Here is a 15439-nt window from a genome sequence, read left to right as displayed (position 1 = left end):
GCCATTCTAGATAATACTTTTGGTAGATATGCTGTGGTCTCTATAATAAAGCCATATGGCCGGTATGAGCAGCGCTACGGCGACAAGGCCGACCGCCGAGGCCTCAGGGCCGAAAGCGCCGCCGGTCAGGATGTCAGGCCCTATCTTTGTAACGCTTATGGCGCCCTCAAGTGGTCCCATGTTGAAAATGTTGTACTCTATAAAATTCCATGTGAAGTGGAACGCTATGGCGTTCAACAGGCCGCCATAGGCGTATAATAGGGCGAGCGCGACGCCCGCAAGGAAAATGGTGCAAAGGGCGACGAGGCCAGACTCAACGCCAACGCCCAGAAGGCTCATGGAGGGCAGATGCAGCACGGCAAAGCCCGCCGCGGAGAGCATGGCGGCAGGCCAGAAGCCCGCCTCATCGAAAATGCACTGAAAAATCGAGGCCCGAAAAGACATCTCCTCGCCAAGCCCAACAAGCAGCTGTATGGCGATGCCAATGCCCAGAAAATAAACGTATCCATTCCTCAACGGCCCGATAAGGATAGCGCCAATAATCGCTAGAAAGGCGATGACCAGCCCCATGCACAGGGCGGCGGCCACAGACCCGGCCAAAAAGCCTCCCATGCGAACCCTTAAACGCAAAGCTAATATGAAAAGCGCCGAAGCCAAAATTACCAGGGGATAGGTAAAAATGCCCGCCCACGGCGAAAAAAAGACGACCATCAAGCCGATGAACAGGTAAAACAGAAGGGCGGCCCAAACCTTAGGCCAAAGCCTCATCCAAGGCTCACCACGAACTCACAATACGTATCGCCGGCACAGCGCCTCTTGACCACCCTCACCCGCGACTTCTCGTTCACCGCACGGGTAAGCCCCGTCGAGTAGCTGGCACAGGCATTAGTCTTAAAATCGGCGCCCACGTTCATGCCGTCAAAAAGGGTGGCGTATATACAGTCATCCACCCGGAGGCAGATAGAGCCTGGGCCATAGTTGCTCTCCACCAGAATATCCGAATCGACGCCTGCAAGGAGCGATATCGCCTCTATCGGTATGAGCATGGCGCGCAGCGACCCGGAATCCAGGTTAAGGTTATCGCATATCTTCTTGCCATCCTCATACCCCACGGTAAGCCCGGTCTCGGAGATGACTTCCATGGCCTTATCCCCGTACCGGTCGATAAACCGGATAAGCAAGTATTTGTTGAACCTGCCCAGGGAGTTATTCTGCTGCCATCTGAGCCGGGATGTGACGCCGACCATCTTCCAGGTTTTCGCAAAGTTCACGTACCTATCCATAGATACCACGCAGCCTCGTCTAAGACGCATATGGGTTTAAGGCCGAGTACAGCAGCGAGATGATGCCGCCCAGCTGTATCAGCAGCGCCGCCGTCCTTGCTACAGTCCCGTCGACCGCGAACGCGCTGCCGACCATCGTCGGCAGCAATGCGTTCAACGTGTTAAGGTTGCCTCCGAATATGATCAAGAAGAACCCGAACGCCATGTACATCAAGTTTTTTTGTTTAGTGCGCGCGTACGACTCGTAGATAAATAACACCAGCGCTCCACCGAGCAGGTACATCAGGAAGGCGGCAATGGCTTCTACTACCATGGATACCATCATCATTGATCACCTAATACGCAGGTCCTCTCCTTATGCCTTATCGTGGTGATGATGCTGCTCGAGCTGATCACTCCGTCAGTGTTGTCCAGCACCCTCAAGACGGAGTCCTTCAGCTCGCTCATGTCGCTTGTCCTTACCTTAATAAAGATGTCGTAGGGCTGCAGTATCTCGTAGACCTCCAGCACGTTCTTGAGGGATTTCAGCTTCGCGATGATCTCCGCCTTATAGTTCTCGTCCACGTTTATCCCTATAAACGTGGTCAATGGCATGCCAGTCTTCTTGGGGTCAAGGATGATGGTGAACTGCTCGATGACGCCATCGTTGTACAGCTGGTTAACCCGCTTGTGTACCGTCGACGTCGCAACGCCGAGCTCGCTGGCTATCTCGGTGCAATGGGTCCGGCTATCCCTGGAAAGCTTTTCGATGATCGTTTGGTCAATGCTATCCATGAGGAATCGATTATTATTAGACCTGCTAATGGATAAATATTTCGATAAATGCGGATTTAGGGAATACTATTTGTTTTTATGAATAAAAATCGCTTTTAGCTTTTTCATCCACCCGTTGGCCATCTGGAATGCATATATGTGTAATGGCGTTTTTTCAACGTCTATTGAGGTTTTTCCCTGTTTTATGGATTCTAATACGCTATTGACGGTTTTATCGGCTTTTATCAAAGTTATTGCGCTGCCGACCAGCGAGGCCTGGTGCGCATCGCTACCGGCCACGCCGGGCAGGCCGAGGTCGCGCGCCCTCCTGAGGGCTATCCGGTTATGCAGCCCGAGGATGTGCCTGGAATTATACACCTCCGCTGCGTCGGCGCCCTCGGGGATGGGCATGCCGTGCCTGGGCCGGTTATACGGGTGGGGCACGACGATGGTGCCGCCGAGCCTTTTCGCCTCCTTTATCGTCTCCTGTACGGACATGCGGGCAGGAATATCACGGGTGACTCCCAGCACTATCAGGTGGCCGGACCTTGTGGACACTTCGATGCCGGGTATGACGAGCAGGCCCGGCGCTATCCTGTCTACGATTTCCAGGGCATGTATCGCCCCCGCCGTCGTATCGTGGTCGGTTATGGCTACGCCGTCCAGGCCCGCCGCCGCGGCGGCCTTTAGCACTTCCTCCACGGAGCTCAGGCCGTCCTGGGAGTAACTCGTGTGGACATGCAGGTCGAAGCGAAGCATAACAATCAATATCCATCAGTCCGTTATAACTCTTCTGTATGCGGATATTGCTCGTGACGGGCCGCCTCGCCTACCCGGTCGTAAAGGAGGTGGCGGAGGATAAGGCCGACGTGTTGATGCTCGACGTGGGGATAGCCGCCTTTACGACTCCAAAGATGCTGGAGAAGGCCCTCGCTGATAAAAAGGGCTATGACCTGATACTCGTCTCAGGCCTCGTCGCCTCTGACTTTTCAGGCCTGGAGGAGAAGCTGGGGGTCAAGGTCAGGCTGGGCCCCAGGCACGCTTACGACATCCCGCTGGCGCTGGCCATGGCCGACAGGGTGGAGTTTTCCCATGAGGTCCCGGCGGACCTGCTTCTGGAAAAGGCGAAAAAAGAGAGCGCCCTTAAAGAGCTTGAGAAAATGGAAGGAGAGGCTTCATTCTCCTTTATGCTGAAGGGGGTGAAGATTGGGGGCACGTCGAGCATGAAGGTCCTTGCCGAGGTCGTGGAGGCCACGAGGCTGTCAGATATCGAGTTGATAAAGAAGATTGAGAGCTACGGGGATGCGGACATAATAGACCTCGGGATACCGCTGGAGTCAAGCGAGGATGAGGTGAGGCGCGTTGTGCGCGTGGCCAGGTCTGTGACGCGCAAGCCGGTAAGCGTCGATACGCTCATACCTGAATATATCAGGGCAGGCATAGATGAGGGCGCAAGCCTCGTCCTAAACTTGAATGGGACGAACATGGACGAGGTCGGGCCGCTTGTGGCGGAAAAGGGCGTCGCGGCCGTGGTCATACCCGACGGGGACTCGCTCGGCGAGTTGCTAGAGAACGTCGAGAAGGCCCGCTCCATGGGCATTAAAAACATCATAGCCTGCCCCATATTGCAGCCCGTCGGGTACGGCTTCATGGACGCCCTGGAGAGGCACATGGAGTTCAGGCGCCGCATGCCCGAGATCCCCATGTTCTTCGGCGCAGGCAACGTCACAGAGCTTATGGACGCCGACTCTATAGGCATTAACGCCCTGCTCGCAGGGATGGCCATGGAGCTTGGGGCGAGCGTCCTGTTCACGACGGAGGCGAGCCACAAGACGGTCAACAGCGTCCACGAGCTAAAGGCCGCCTGCATGATGATGGCGCTCGCAAAGCGGAGGAAAAGCTCCCCTAAGGACCTGGGGCTGGACCTACTTGTTATAAAGGAGAAGCGGGCACGCAGGGACATAGTCGAGCCGAGCGGGATAGTCGAGGCGAGGCGGCGCCAGCTCAGGCTCGACCCCGCGGGGAGCTTTAGCATCTTCGTCAAAGATGGCAAGATTTACGCCAGGAATGGGGACACGACGGTGGTTGGGGATGACCCCGCCGCCATCATCGACACGCTGGTTGACAGGGGCCTGGTCTCTACGCTCGAGCACGCTGGGTACCTGGGCAGGGAGCTTGAGAAGGCGCGGCTGGCCATCCGCTTCAAGCGGTCATATCTGCAGGACGATGAGTTTTAGAGGAGATGGCATGGATTTCTTCCCAAAAGTCGTGGCATCGGTGGCCTCCCTCGACGATGCGAGGGAGGCGGTAAGGCTCGGGGCAGACATGATAGAGGTCAGGGTGGACCTGGCGTCGGAAGACCCCCCGGTCCTCGTCGAAAAAATCTTCCGCCTGGGCAAGCCCATAATCGTTACGATAAGGCCGGCATGGGAGGGGGGATCCTTCAGGGGAGACGACGCGGAGCGTTTAGAGCTCTTTAGAAAGCTCATACCCTTGGCCGATTACGTCGACGTGGAGCTGCGCGCAGGAAACGTCGATGAAATCGTATCGCTGACTGAAGGGTCGGACGCGATGGCCATCGTATCTTACCACGACTTTGAGAGGACGCCCTCGAACGGCGAGATGCTGGACATCATATCGCGGTGCCTTGAAAAGGGAGATATCGCGAAGCTAGCAGTCATGCCAGGCAGCCTGGGGGACGCGTTACGGCTCTTTGAGGTCACGCTGGCCTCAAAGCGCCCCGTATGTACGATGGCCATGGGCGATATCGGCGCCCACTCGCGCATAGTGGCCCCCCTCTATGGCTCGGTTTTTTCATATGGCTACGTGCGGGAGCCCGTGGCCCCGGGCCAGATGCGCGTCGACAGAATAATTGAAGGGCTAAGGCTCCTCGGGCTGAGATAAGCTAGTATATCGATTCCATTATAACATAACAATATTTGTAGTATGGTATTTGTTAGCAAGCGTCCTAAATTAAGAGTGTTGAGGAGATCAAGTACACAAAGCAAACACAAACTACACATTTTTTTTTAATAAAAGAGATTGTGTACCTAGTGTTTTTTGTGTACCTTGTGGTGAAAAGCCTGGTGTTTTTTGTGTACCTCGTGGTAAAACTAGGATAAATGCCCGGCAAAATAGAATCATTGTAACGCCAATAAAGAATCACACTACTAGCCTCTGACCAGCACCATGAGACAATCCTCGTCGAAGACGCCAGGATGGCAAATGGCACAGGAATGCTTATCAGCCCAACGCTTATACCTCCGGACCTCCCGGCCACACCTGGCACACCTGTAGACGGATATCTTCGGCTTCACGCGCGCCCTGAACTCGTTAAGCGGCATGCTGAGCTGGTCTTTCGTGACCTTCACGAGCATGGTCTCGTCAGACGGCTCGGCGCAATCGCAGTACTCCACCCTGGTGAGAGGCCTATACGTGTAGATGGACTCCCCACACCTGCGGCAGCGGTAATACCACTTCTCACGCTCCACGAAAAGGTCATTCGTCCTGGCGCTGGGCGAGACGCCCATCCGCTGGCACGCGTCCAAAAAGTGCTCGCCACGGTGGCCGCGCTCCCCATAAAAGTGGAATGCATAGACGTGGGCGATCTCGTGCTTGAAGACGTCATCCATCACGTCCCACCCATACTTATCCAGATAGCGGTACGAGAGCACAATGCCGAGGGGGTTGCTATGGGCATAGCCGATGCGGCTGTACAGGCGGTCGCTAATGCGAAGCATGATGTCTGGCAGGCGGTTTTCAAAATAATTCTCGTTAATCGACCAGTAGCGCCGCCTCGTATCGCTAAGATATTCGTTTATGGCCTGCATCTTCAGCATATGGTCGTTTTCCATCGGCTCACCTTTTTTCGCGGTTTAAACGAATATTTTGCCAAACATGGCATTGAGCTTGATAAATCGCACATGTCTTATTAACTTTCTTGTCCATAGCCCACAATCTTTTTATAATTTAGCCTTATTGTACGGGCATGAGAAATTTACTTCCGATGAAATTATGTGGCATTTTGACGCGAACAAAATTATTCTATCACAGCCTAAGATATCGCCTGCAATCTATATATAATCATAAATGAATCACCGTTAAGCCGCATAAACGAGAAATATTTTTCTCCAGATAAGGATAGCTTTATATCCTATCACATGGAGAATTAATTCTTATCCAGACGGCTATTATTATCGAATAGCAAGGGATGAGGATGGGACCCCCCAATGGTAAAAATTGTAGTTGATACCAACGTGTGCATTGGCTGCGGCCTATGCGTCCACGACTGCCCCATGCACGTCTACGAGCTTAAAGATGGACGCTCGAGGGTGGCAAATCCCGATGATTGCATGATGTGCCTCTCGTGCCACGAGATCTGCCCGGCGAACGCCATAGAGCACCAGGACATATACCTGTCCAGGCGGCTATACATAGACCTCGAGGTGTGCTCTATGCTCAGGAGGTTCGTATAATGGTGCAGGAACACGTCGTAAAGCCCGAGGAGCTGCCCCTGCATTGCGAGGGCAACATCCACGACTATGAGGAGGCGCTGCACGGCCTGATGGTCTTAAACGCCATGATCATCCGCTCGCTGGAGGAGATCGCCAGGGGCGGCGCGAACGCTGTCGTATACAGGGCAGGCATGAAGCTGGGCCATGAGACGGGGAAGTATTTCCCCAAGACCGACAACATCGAGAAGGCCCTTAAGGAGCTGTCCGAAATCCTGGGCAAGCAGTACAACTTTGAGCTGTGGAAGCCCAAGGGCAAGGATTCTTATATTATCACTGAGAATGGGGAGACTTTTATCTATCTAGTGTTCAGGGATTGCCTCGTCCGGCAGACCCTTCGCAGGGAAGGCATGCCGCAGAAAGGCCCGCTCTGCCAGAGCCTCTACGGCTACATGGTGGGCGCAGTGGAGGAGATAACCGGCAAGAGGGGTAAGCTGGAAATCGTACACGTCGGGCCTAACACCTGCCTGAAGAAGCTCATCTTGAGGTGACACCGATGCTCAAGCTCGCAACTGAACCATTGGCGTCATGCGCCGGCTGCCACATGGCATTATTAGACATACACGAGGACATCTTGCAATTGCTTGGCAAGGCCGAGCTCGTGTACTCTCCTATATTGATGGACGTCAAGGAGCCGCCTGACGGCATCGACATCGCCATAGTGGGCGGAGCCATCCGCAACAAGGAGAACATGGAGCGGGTGAAAAAGCTGAGACAGAAGGCCAGGACGGTCATCGCATTCGGCACCTGTGCGTGCTTCGGCGGCATATCTGGATTATCTATAATCCACAGCAAGGACGACATCCTGAACGGGGTGTTCATGGAGTCCCCGTCCACCGTGAGCAAGGCCATACCGAAGGATGACGTCCCAGAATTGCTTTACAGGGGCTACGCGGTGGGCGACATCATCAAGGTGGACTACTACATTACGGGCTGTCCGCCGAAAGAAGCGTTCCTGCGTAAGGCGCTGCTTCCCCTCATCGAGGGCAATGTGCCCGAGCTGCCGAAGAAGTCCGTGTGTGCCGAGTGTAACCGGAACATGGAGATCGTCAAGAACTGGAAGCTTAAGCGGAGGTATGAGGGCATACCTGAGGAAGGTAAGTGCCTGCTAGGGCAGGGCTACCTGTGCCTGGGCTCGGTGACGTTCGGGAGATGCGGGGCATTGTGCCCGAACCATGGCATACCGTGCCATGGCTGTGGCGGCCCGTCGCTCGACGTGCTGAGGGAGCCGTGCAGGGACCTTTATAACATACTCGTCATGCGCATACAGCACCTGACCGAGCTTCCGCAGGCCGAGATAGAAAAAGAGATCTATGACGTGCCCCACACGATATACCCGTTCGTCATGGGCAGCAAGATCATGGAGAACAAGTCCGTGTCCAGGATTCCGGATATAATCAAGGAGAGACACCTATGAAGAAGCTCACGATTTCGCCTTTAACCAGGATAGAAGGCCACGCCAGCGTGACAATAAATTTAAATGATAAGGGCGAGGTGGCCGACGCCCACTTCCACGCTACTGAGCTGAGAGGATTCGAGAAGTTCCTGGAGGGGGCCGCAGTGGAGGAGGCCCCGAGGATAACTCCGAGGATATGCGGCATCTGCCCTACGGCGCACCACCTGGCCTCGGCGAAGGCGGTTGACGAGATATTCGGGGCGCAGATACCTGAGACGGCGGTGAAGCTGAGAAGGCTGCTCGCCATGGGCCAGCTTATACACTCGCACGCCCTGCACCTATTCATGCTGTCCCTGCCCGACTACATTCTGGGACCGGACTATAACCCCGCCTTGCGGAACGTGGTCGGGCTTGTGCAGGCCAACCCGGAGCTGGCCAGGATGGCCATCGAGGGCAGGAAGATCGGCCAGCGCATCACCGAGGGGGTCGGGGGCAAGCCGATACATGCCGTATCGGCGGTGCCTGGCGGCATGGCGTTCTCGCTTACAGGCGAGAAGCGGGCAGAGCTAGAGGCCATGGCAAAGCGCTCGGTTGAGATAGCTAGGCTGGCGTGGCCCCTGGTCATGCAGCAGATGGATAAGTACGCAGACCTGGTGAACGGGATAGGGACCATGCAGTCTGACTTCGTCGGGCTGACCAGGAATGGAAAGATGGAGTTCTACGACGGCAACGTCAGGGCTGTGGATGCCAATGCGGCCCAGCTTGCCGATTTCCCCGGCAGGGATTACCTTGGATATATCGAGGAGACCGCCGAGGCATACTCATATATGAAGTTCACGAAGCTTAAGAAGGGTAATGGCTTTTACAGAGTTGGCCCGCTGGCCAGGGTTAACGTGGTCGACTCCATCGGGACGCCCGAGGCCGATAAGATGCTCGCCGAGTTCCGCCAGAAGTATGGGCGGGTGCCCCAGCAGTCGCTGCTCTACCATGCCGCCAGGGCTATAGAGTATATGGCCGCGAGCGAGGCCGCGCTGGCGCTTTTACAGGACCCCTCCATCACGGATAAAAATGTCAGGACACCGGTTACGGGCGTTAAAAACACCAGGGGAGTAGGCGTGGTCGAGGCCACGAGAGGCACGCTGATACACGATTACACGGTGGACGAAAAGGGCTTCATCACGAAGGCGAACCTGATAGTGGCGACCGGCCATAACAATAGGGCCATTGACAGGGGAGTATTACAGGCCTCACAGAAGCTAATACATGGTGATAACGTAAGCGAAGGCACCCTTAACCGCATCGAGATGGTAGTGCGGGCGTACGATCCGTGCGTGTCTTGCGCCACCCACGCGATCGGCCGGATGCCCATGATACTTACGGTCATGGATTCAGAGGGTAGAATCGTTCGCGAGGTCAGAAGATGTTAAAGAGAATTTTGGGCGACCTGGCAAAGGTCGAGGGCGTCAACGCCGCTGCAATCGTGGGCCGTGACGGCTTCATCATCGAGCACGTGGCGAACATCCAGGTGGACATGGACGCGCTGGGGGCGATGGCTTCCACGAGCGTGGGCACGTCCGAGGCAATGGGCATCGAGCTGGGCAAAGGGAACTTCGAGCAGGTGCTGGTAGAGCTCGAGAAGGGCCCCATCATGCTCTCGCTGATAAGCCAGAACGAGATTTTGGCGATCGTCGCTGAGCATGGCGCCAACATCGGCAGGATCAGGTATGAGGTGAAGAAGAACAAGGATAGGCTGGCTGCGGCACTATAGAAGGGCGTCTTCAGTGAAAATACCTGACGGCAGCTTTGTGGCCGAGACGGAACGGCCATTATCCGAGGCCCTGGTGGACTACGGGCACGATTTCCGTGGATGCATCCGAGTAATTTGCGACGATGGCAGGCAGAGCGAGGGCTTCGTCATCGTAGAGGGCGGCAAGGTGCTCGCCTCCGCCTTCACGACTATGGGCATTACCCTGTACCAGACGAGCGCGCTGGAGCGGATGACGGCCCTTAAGGGCGCCAGGCTCAAGGTGTACTCTTATAGCGAGGATGAAAAGCTGCGGGCATTCGCCTCATATCCCGACTCAGTCATCGAAGATTCATCCCCGGGCGAGGCCGATGAGCATCCCGCCGAGCCTGAACGGATATCGTATGACGCGCTGCTGGCCACGGTGACACGGCTCCCTGGAGTGATCGCTGCCGCCCTGGTCATTGACGGCCTCCCCATCTACCAGCAGGGACAGCAGGTCGATTTCGAGCACATCGCGGTGGCCACGGAGGACATGGTCAGGAGCGGCACCAAGATAGCCACCGAGCTACAGCTTGGCAGCGCCGAGCAGATCATCCTGGAGACCCCCAGCCATAAGGCCGTCATAGCGCCGATCAGCGACATGTTCCTGTGCGTGCTGACCGCGGCCGACGCTAACCTGGGCCTGGTAAGGCTGAGCATCAAGAACGCGCAGACTAACGTGAGGGACCGATAATGGAGCTACCGCATGGCGTGCTGGTAAAAAGCTTCAAGGGGCCGACACAGCTTGCCGGCATGAACTCCAGCTTTATGAAGGAGGCGTTCACGGGCTTCATGCGCGTCTCCATCGTTAAAGGCTCTTTCGCAGAGGGCGTGATAGTCTACGAGGGCGGGAAGCCGGTCATAGCGTACACGTCAGACGGAAAGAATGACCGCCCCGACGAAGAGCAAAAGGGCATCTCGCAGCTCACCGAGAACGAGGATAGCGTGATCGAGCTATTTTCTCTCACCGAAACGCAGGTAAGGCTCATCCTGGACTTCAGCAAGGACTTAATGATAAGGCGACAGCCAGCGCCTCCTCCAAAGCCTCCGGTTGAGACGCCAAGGCCGATGCCCGTACAAAAGCCGAAGCCACAGGAAAAACCCGTGGACCTGCCCCAGGTGAGGGGCACGTTCGTGAGGTCGGAGAGCTTTACGAGCCTGAGGTCGTACATAGATTCGAGGAAAGACGAGACTGGCCACGCCACAATCGCCATGCAGGATGGCGCGGTATGGGCCGAATACCACCTGCTCTTCCTGCATGGTAAGCTGGTCGCAGCATACTCCTCATCGCCAAAAGAAAAAGCCGGCACCGCGCTCCTGAACAACATCATTTACAGTGGCGGCGTGGCCGAGTTCTATCGCGTCGAGGATGCGATCATTAACTCCATATTAAGGATGTATCCCAACGTGGCTATAACGTCTGAGAAGGCGCAGGCAAGCGACGCTACCCCAAAGGCGGAGCCGAGGCCCATGCAGGTCTTGAGGCCGGAGCAAATAGCCAGGCCCGATCCCGCCATGTACGGCCCGACGATCAAGCCACCTGGGAAGCTAGAGCCCGCCGCTCCTAAGGCCGCAAACGCCCTATCCGAAAAGGCTGACCGCCACGTGTATAGCGTCGAGGGGGGGATGGGCACTCCAGCGCCTGCGCCCAGGTCTACCGGCACGCTAAAAGGAGACATGGACGACGACGCGGACTTTGTGAAAAAGGTGGAAAAGGAGTTCATGGGCAACGTTGACGACCTTCTCAATCGACTCGACCTGTCCCACCTGAAGGTGGTGCCGGATAAGAAAAAACGCATATAAAAAAGAGGAGCGCTAATGGACGGTTTTTTGACTATACTCCAAAACGCGATTTTACACGCAGCGGGTAGCGAAGGGCTGGAGAAATTTCGGAAGGCAGGGCACGAGGAGGAGGCCAGAAGGATGGCGAGCTCTGACGGCTCGCTCGACCTGCAGATGCTCATGAGCGCGCTGCTCGACGTGTTCCCGGAGGAGCAGGCTTCGACGATAGCCGACGACGTCCTGGCCAGATACGTGGGGATGCCGCCTGAAGGCTCCAGGAGAGAGTATATAGAAAATGGCGGGGCGCAGGAAGATTCAGGAGACGTCTCGTATGCTGATAGCCTGGCGAAGTACCTGGAAGCCGAGGCGAGCGACGTGCGGGGCCTCATTAACGAGGCACGAAGGATCAGGATTGCGATGGGCAAGGCACCCCAGGCAACACTACAGGCGGCCACACCCGAGCCCATAGTGCACGTCACGCGTGTGCCTTCAACCACCGAGCCACGCGTAGAAGGTCTAAACGAGATGACGCTTGATGACGAAGTAAAAAGGTTCGTCGACGCGAGGAGGGCGCCTACAAGCGTCGACATCATGGATTTCATCAGATATTTAAAGGATAAGGGATATTCTTTTCAAGAGAATGTAGTATTAGAGAAAGTATATGCGGGGATCGAGGAGCTTAAAAGCCGTGAGCGGGCGGAGCTCAGGGCTGACATACAGGCGTTCCTCAAAGGCGTTCCCTGGCCTAGCGAGGGGGAAGTGTCGGCCTATATCGAGCGGAAAAAGAGCGAGGGCGTCCTATGCGAAAGCGCAGAGATCAAGCGCATGATCCTGGTGGAAATGATCCAGAAGTATTGATGTTGATGTCATCGTGGGGCAAAGGTAAAACCATGACGGGTGTGTGAATGACCAAAGTATTTACGATAGCCTCGGGAAAGGGCGGTACCGGCAAGACCATGACGACCGCTAACCTTGGTACCGCCCTCGCGCTGTTAGGCAAGCGCACGATAATACTGGACGCGGACATAGGGATGGCCAATCTAGGATTGGTGCTGGGCCTTGAAAAGAGCAAGATCACGCTACACGAAGTGCTCGCGGGCAAGGCGGATATATCACAGGCCATATATGAGCTGCCGACGGGTCTCAAGGTTGTGCCGAGCGGCATATCGCTCCAGGGCTTCCAGAACGCCGACCCGGACAGGCTGCAGTTCGTCATGAGCAAGCTCGTGACCGGGGCCGAGTATATCCTGATCGACGCCCCCGCGGGCATCAGCAAGGATGGCGTCATCCCCCTTGCCATTGCCGACGAGGTGCTGCTCGTCGTGAACCCGGAACTATCGTCGCTTGCGGACGCCGTGAAGATAAAGGTCCTCACTGAGATGGTCGGGGGCGCCGTGGGTGGCATCATCTTGAACCGGGCATCCGCAGAGAAGACGATGCTTACAAGCCAGAAGATCGGCCAGATCATGGGCGTCGAGGTGATCGAGGTGATCCCCGAGGATGCCAGCGTGCGCAGGGCCGCCGCCTTTAAGACGCCGGTAGTGGTCATGTATCCGGACAGCCCGGCTTCGAAGGCCTTTAAGAGGCTGGCCGCGAGGATAGCAGGCGCCAAGGTTTCGGAGACGACAGATAGCAAGAAGGAGACGTTCATCGACCGCCTGGCTCGGTCGATATTTGGAGGAGTGTAAAATGCAGGAGATGTTGCTCGAAGTAGTCATAGGGGTATTGTCGCTGGGCATCGTGCTCTGCTTCATCATAATGTACATCATGTACACAAGGATTAAGCAGCTCACGGCGGAGTTGAGGGTTTTGAAGAATCGCGTGGAGATCACTGACGAGGAGCTGGGCCGGCTGGCGTACGATATCGAGGAGTTTAAGAAGCTTAAGTTTTGAAACGGGCTGCTCCTCCATCATCTTTTTTTATATCGCCAGCCTTCTGCCTACTTCAAAGTATGTCTCACAACGTTTATGCCCTTGAGCGACCTCGTAATATTAAGCCGGAGGCATGTCTTTGAAGATAACCGCATTCACAGTGGATGGCGTTCCAATGATAAAGGAGGGCGACGACCTCGCAGAAATCCTGGCGGGCCTCGTGAAGCTAGAGGACGACGACATAGTGGTTTTTGCGCACACCATAGTGTCAAAGGCGGAGGGGCGCAGATACTTTTTAGGGGACATCGTGCCCACGCCGCGGGCCGAGGAGCTGGCCAGGCTGAACAACGAAGACCCGAGGTTCATCCAGCACGTGCTCAATAATAGCACGAAGATACTCATGAGGCACCCCCTCCTGGTCGAGACAGTGTGGGGCAACGTGTGCATAAATGCCGGGACTGACCGCTCGAACACGGAATCAGGGTACATACTATCGCTTCCGGAGGACCCGGACAGGTCGGCCAGGAGGCTGAGGGACAGGCTCTTCGAGCTGACCGGCAAGCGCGTCGCCGTCATTATAACCGACACTAACGGCCGCTCCTTCCGGGTGGGACAGATAGGCGTCGCCGTGGGCTGTGCCGGCATCGCGGCGCTGCGCGACAGGCGGGGTGACAAAGACCTGTTTGGCCACGAGCTTAAAATCACCATCCAGGCCATCGCGGACGAGGCCGCCGCCTGTGCGAACATGCTCATGGGCGAGGCCGACGAGGGGACGCCCATAGCGATCATCAGGGGCTATCAATATTTGAAGGACGATAGGGGCATAAAGCCTTCTTTCAGGACTGACGAGGAGGACATCGTAAAGAAGGCCTTGCTGGAAATGGTAGAGAGGGAGGAGCGGGCTCAGAAGGCTATAGCGCACGGGGAAAGGCCTTCTGGCGTAGCGAGGCCCTAAAGCCGATTCCAGCCGAGGCAATATAAGGCTCTATTTGCCTCGTAGGCGACATTTGGGTCCTTATCATTAAGGCCGAGGATGAGCGGGTCAATGGCCCGAAGGTCGCCTATCTTGCCCAGGGCCCATGCCGCTTTCCCGCGTATGGATGGGTCAGGATCATTTAGGCAATCGATTAAGCGTTCAACCGCTTCATGGTCGCTGAGCTTGTCGAGCGAGACTATGGCGGCTTTGCGGACTCCATCGTCATCGTCCTAAGGCGCATGATGAGGGGTGTGACCGCCTTATAGCAGCCCGCTTCGCCCAGCGCTATGGCGGCACATCTACGAGCGTCCCTTTCATTATCTCGTAATGCATAAATGAGGCTATCCATGGCCATGGCGCTTTTGCCCCCGATTCTCCCGAGCGCCAGGGCAGCGTCAAGCCTGAGTTCACCGCTCATGCCGCATAAGATTTCAGCGAGGCCCCCGACGTCCTCCTCCTTCTCCAGTTTTGCGATATTTCTTTTCGAGAGCCATAAAATTAAGCGCTTTATAGGCGAAATGATTATTTGAGATATATCCGCTTGCATGCATTACCCTATAGAAGGAGTCATCAGCTTTACAAGCGGTTAAAGGCGGACTCCATCGCCAATTGATGCTCATTCTAAAACGTTATTGATATATTTTTTGCGTGCCAGACGATTACAAAACATATAAATAATTCAAGCTTTAATGGATAAGGAGGTGATGAAGCTCACCCTGCTTTTATGCAAAACCGCCGCGCCTTGCGGCTGATGGCTTCTAGGCCGACAAGAGGTCCATACACGTATGAAGGCCGGGCGCCAAGCCGTATCATCGTATATAGATAGCATATCTAAAAAGTCGCCCTCCTACAGAGTCATAAGGGTCCCAATGTCAAAAATATACCTGGGCGTGTTTGACGTAATCGTAATATGGGCGCTCGGCCTCAAAGACATATATGTGACAACGCTCGAGCTATCGTCCCTCGCTCTGCTCATGGCAATTGGCGGGATACTTTTCTACGCGGGCAGGAATTATTATATAAGCCTTGATGAGGAGCCACGGCGGGGATATAGTATAAGCACTTGGCAAGGAAGGTGAA

Annotated in this window: 22 protein-coding genes and 2 riboswitches; of the genes, 14 read left to right on the top strand and 8 right to left on the bottom strand. The window is 55.6% G+C overall.

What is annotated here, in order from left to right; genetic code table 11:
- Positions 1 to 6: 6 nt before the first annotated feature.
- From MTC_RS00605 to MTC_RS00585, 5 genes are all read right to left on the bottom strand, one after another.
- Positions 7 to 768, bottom strand: coding sequence for a CPBP family intramembrane glutamic endopeptidase (locus MTC_RS00605; RefSeq protein ID WP_014404732.1), 762 nt, complete (start codon positions 766 to 768; stop codon positions 7 to 9).
- Entirely contained in the window at positions 765 to 1283 is a 519-nt protein-coding gene (locus MTC_RS00600; RefSeq protein WP_014404731.1) for a hypothetical protein, read from the bottom strand. The genes MTC_RS00605 and MTC_RS00600 overlap by 4 nt, the downstream gene beginning before the upstream one ends.
- Before the next feature lie 19 nt (positions 1284 to 1302).
- Positions 1303 to 1611, bottom strand: coding sequence for a DUF7521 family protein (locus MTC_RS00595; RefSeq protein WP_014404730.1), 309 nt, complete (start codon positions 1609 to 1611; stop codon positions 1303 to 1305).
- Entirely contained in the window at positions 1608 to 2057 is a 450-nt protein-coding gene (locus MTC_RS00590; protein WP_014404729.1) for an Lrp/AsnC family transcriptional regulator, read from the bottom strand. The genes MTC_RS00595 and MTC_RS00590 overlap by 4 nt, the downstream gene beginning before the upstream one ends.
- Before the next feature lie 66 nt (positions 2058 to 2123).
- On the bottom strand, positions 2124 to 2795 hold the full coding sequence (locus tag MTC_RS00585) for a PHP domain-containing protein (protein ID WP_014404728.1): 672 nt from the start codon (positions 2793 to 2795) through the stop codon (positions 2124 to 2126).
- A gap of 38 nt (positions 2796 to 2833) precedes the next feature.
- Here MTC_RS00585 and MTC_RS00580 point away from each other — a divergent pair, with 38 nt between their 5' ends.
- Both MTC_RS00580 and aroD read left to right on the top strand, forming a co-directional pair.
- Positions 2834 to 4273: a dihydropteroate synthase-like protein gene (locus MTC_RS00580; protein WP_014404727.1), complete on the top strand. Its 1440-nt coding sequence runs from the start codon at positions 2834 to 2836 to the stop codon at positions 4271 to 4273.
- Positions 4274 to 4283: 10 nt separating this feature from the next.
- Complete coding sequence (gene aroD / locus MTC_RS00575; RefSeq protein WP_014404726.1) at positions 4284 to 4940, top strand: type I 3-dehydroquinate dehydratase; 657 nt, start codon at positions 4284 to 4286, stop codon at positions 4938 to 4940.
- A 266-nt stretch (positions 4941 to 5206) separates the two neighbouring features.
- On the opposite strand, the gene MTC_RS00570 is transcribed toward aroD, so the two are convergent.
- On the bottom strand, positions 5207 to 5890 hold the full coding sequence (locus MTC_RS00570; protein ID WP_014404725.1) for a SprT family zinc-dependent metalloprotease: 684 nt from the start codon (positions 5888 to 5890) through the stop codon (positions 5207 to 5209).
- A gap of 375 nt (positions 5891 to 6265) precedes the next feature.
- On the opposite strand from MTC_RS00570, the gene MTC_RS00565 reads away from it, so the two are divergent.
- The 11 genes from MTC_RS00565 to MTC_RS00515 all read left to right on the top strand — a co-directional run bounded on the left by MTC_RS00565 (position 6266) and on the right by MTC_RS00515 (position 14338).
- Positions 6266 to 6511, top strand: a complete 246-nt coding sequence (locus MTC_RS00565) for a 4Fe-4S dicluster domain-containing protein (protein WP_014404724.1) — start codon at positions 6266 to 6268, stop codon at positions 6509 to 6511.
- Entirely contained in the window at positions 6511 to 7038 is a 528-nt protein-coding gene (locus MTC_RS00560) for a hypothetical protein (protein WP_014404723.1), read from the top strand. The genes MTC_RS00565 and MTC_RS00560 overlap by 1 nt, the downstream gene beginning before the upstream one ends.
- Before the next feature lie 5 nt (positions 7039 to 7043).
- Positions 7044 to 7964, top strand: coding sequence for an NADH-quinone oxidoreductase subunit B family protein (locus tag MTC_RS00555; RefSeq protein WP_014404722.1), 921 nt, complete (start codon positions 7044 to 7046; stop codon positions 7962 to 7964).
- Positions 7961 to 9370 (top strand): Ni/Fe hydrogenase subunit alpha, encoded by a 1410-nt coding sequence (locus tag MTC_RS00550; protein ID WP_014404721.1) that lies wholly within the window; start codon positions 7961 to 7963, stop codon positions 9368 to 9370. Before MTC_RS00555 ends, MTC_RS00550 begins: the two co-directional genes overlap by 4 nt.
- Positions 9364 to 9711 (top strand): roadblock/LC7 domain-containing protein, encoded by a 348-nt coding sequence (locus MTC_RS00545; RefSeq protein WP_014404720.1) that lies wholly within the window; start codon positions 9364 to 9366, stop codon positions 9709 to 9711. The genes MTC_RS00550 and MTC_RS00545 overlap by 7 nt, the downstream gene beginning before the upstream one ends.
- A gap of 13 nt (positions 9712 to 9724) precedes the next feature.
- A complete protein-coding gene (locus MTC_RS00540) occupies positions 9725 to 10423 on the top strand; it encodes a roadblock/LC7 domain-containing protein (protein ID WP_014404719.1) in 699 nt (232 codons plus the stop codon).
- Positions 10423 to 11532 carry a hypothetical protein gene (locus MTC_RS00535; protein WP_014404718.1) on the top strand — a complete coding sequence of 370 codons (1110 nt, stop codon included), beginning with the start codon at positions 10423 to 10425 and terminating at the stop codon, positions 11530 to 11532. Before MTC_RS00540 ends, MTC_RS00535 begins: the two co-directional genes overlap by 1 nt.
- Positions 11533 to 11547: 15 nt before the next feature.
- Positions 11548 to 12369: a hypothetical protein gene (locus tag MTC_RS00530; RefSeq protein WP_014404717.1), complete on the top strand. Its 822-nt coding sequence runs from the start codon at positions 11548 to 11550 to the stop codon at positions 12367 to 12369.
- 47 nt (positions 12370 to 12416) lie between these two features.
- On the top strand, positions 12417 to 13199 hold the full coding sequence (minD, locus tag MTC_RS00525) for a cell division ATPase MinD (RefSeq protein ID WP_014404716.1): 783 nt from the start codon (positions 12417 to 12419) through the stop codon (positions 13197 to 13199).
- Between the two features lies 1 nt (position 13200).
- Positions 13201 to 13404 carry a hypothetical protein gene (locus MTC_RS00520; RefSeq protein ID WP_014404715.1) on the top strand — a complete coding sequence of 68 codons (204 nt, stop codon included), beginning with the start codon at positions 13201 to 13203 and terminating at the stop codon, positions 13402 to 13404.
- Positions 13405 to 13522: 118 nt separating this feature from the next.
- Entirely contained in the window at positions 13523 to 14338 is an 816-nt protein-coding gene (locus MTC_RS00515; protein WP_014404714.1) for a coenzyme F420-0:L-glutamate ligase, read from the top strand.
- Here MTC_RS00515 and MTC_RS13780 read toward each other — a convergent pair.
- Both MTC_RS13780 and MTC_RS00510 read right to left on the bottom strand, forming a co-directional pair.
- Positions 14335 to 14559, bottom strand: coding sequence for a HEAT repeat domain-containing protein (locus MTC_RS13780; RefSeq protein WP_081476836.1), 225 nt, complete (start codon positions 14557 to 14559; stop codon positions 14335 to 14337). The genes MTC_RS00515 and MTC_RS13780 overlap by 4 nt on opposite strands.
- A complete protein-coding gene (locus MTC_RS00510) occupies positions 14556 to 14906 on the bottom strand; it encodes a HEAT repeat domain-containing protein (RefSeq protein WP_014404713.1) in 351 nt (116 codons plus the stop codon). Before MTC_RS00510 ends, MTC_RS13780 begins: the two co-directional genes overlap by 4 nt.
- A 7-nt stretch (positions 14907 to 14913) precedes the next feature.
- Positions 14914 to 14975, bottom strand: a riboswitch (Fluoride riboswitch).
- A 75-nt stretch (positions 14976 to 15050) separates the two neighbouring features.
- Positions 15051 to 15127: riboswitch (Fluoride riboswitch) on the top strand.
- Positions 15128 to 15144: 17 nt separating this feature from the next.
- On the opposite strand from MTC_RS00510, the gene MTC_RS00505 reads away from it, so the two are divergent.
- Positions 15145 to 15438, top strand: coding sequence for a hypothetical protein (locus tag MTC_RS00505; RefSeq protein ID WP_014404712.1), 294 nt, complete (start codon positions 15145 to 15147; stop codon positions 15436 to 15438).
- The last annotated feature ends 1 nt before the right edge of the window (position 15439 follow it).

The sequence above is a fragment of the Methanocella conradii HZ254 genome, assembly GCF_000251105.1.
In the GTDB taxonomy this organism is placed as follows: domain Archaea; phylum Halobacteriota; class Methanocellia; order Methanocellales; family Methanocellaceae; genus Methanocella; species Methanocella conradii.
Note: the sequence above shows the minus strand (reverse complement) of the source record. Positions and strands in the feature narration are given on the sequence as shown.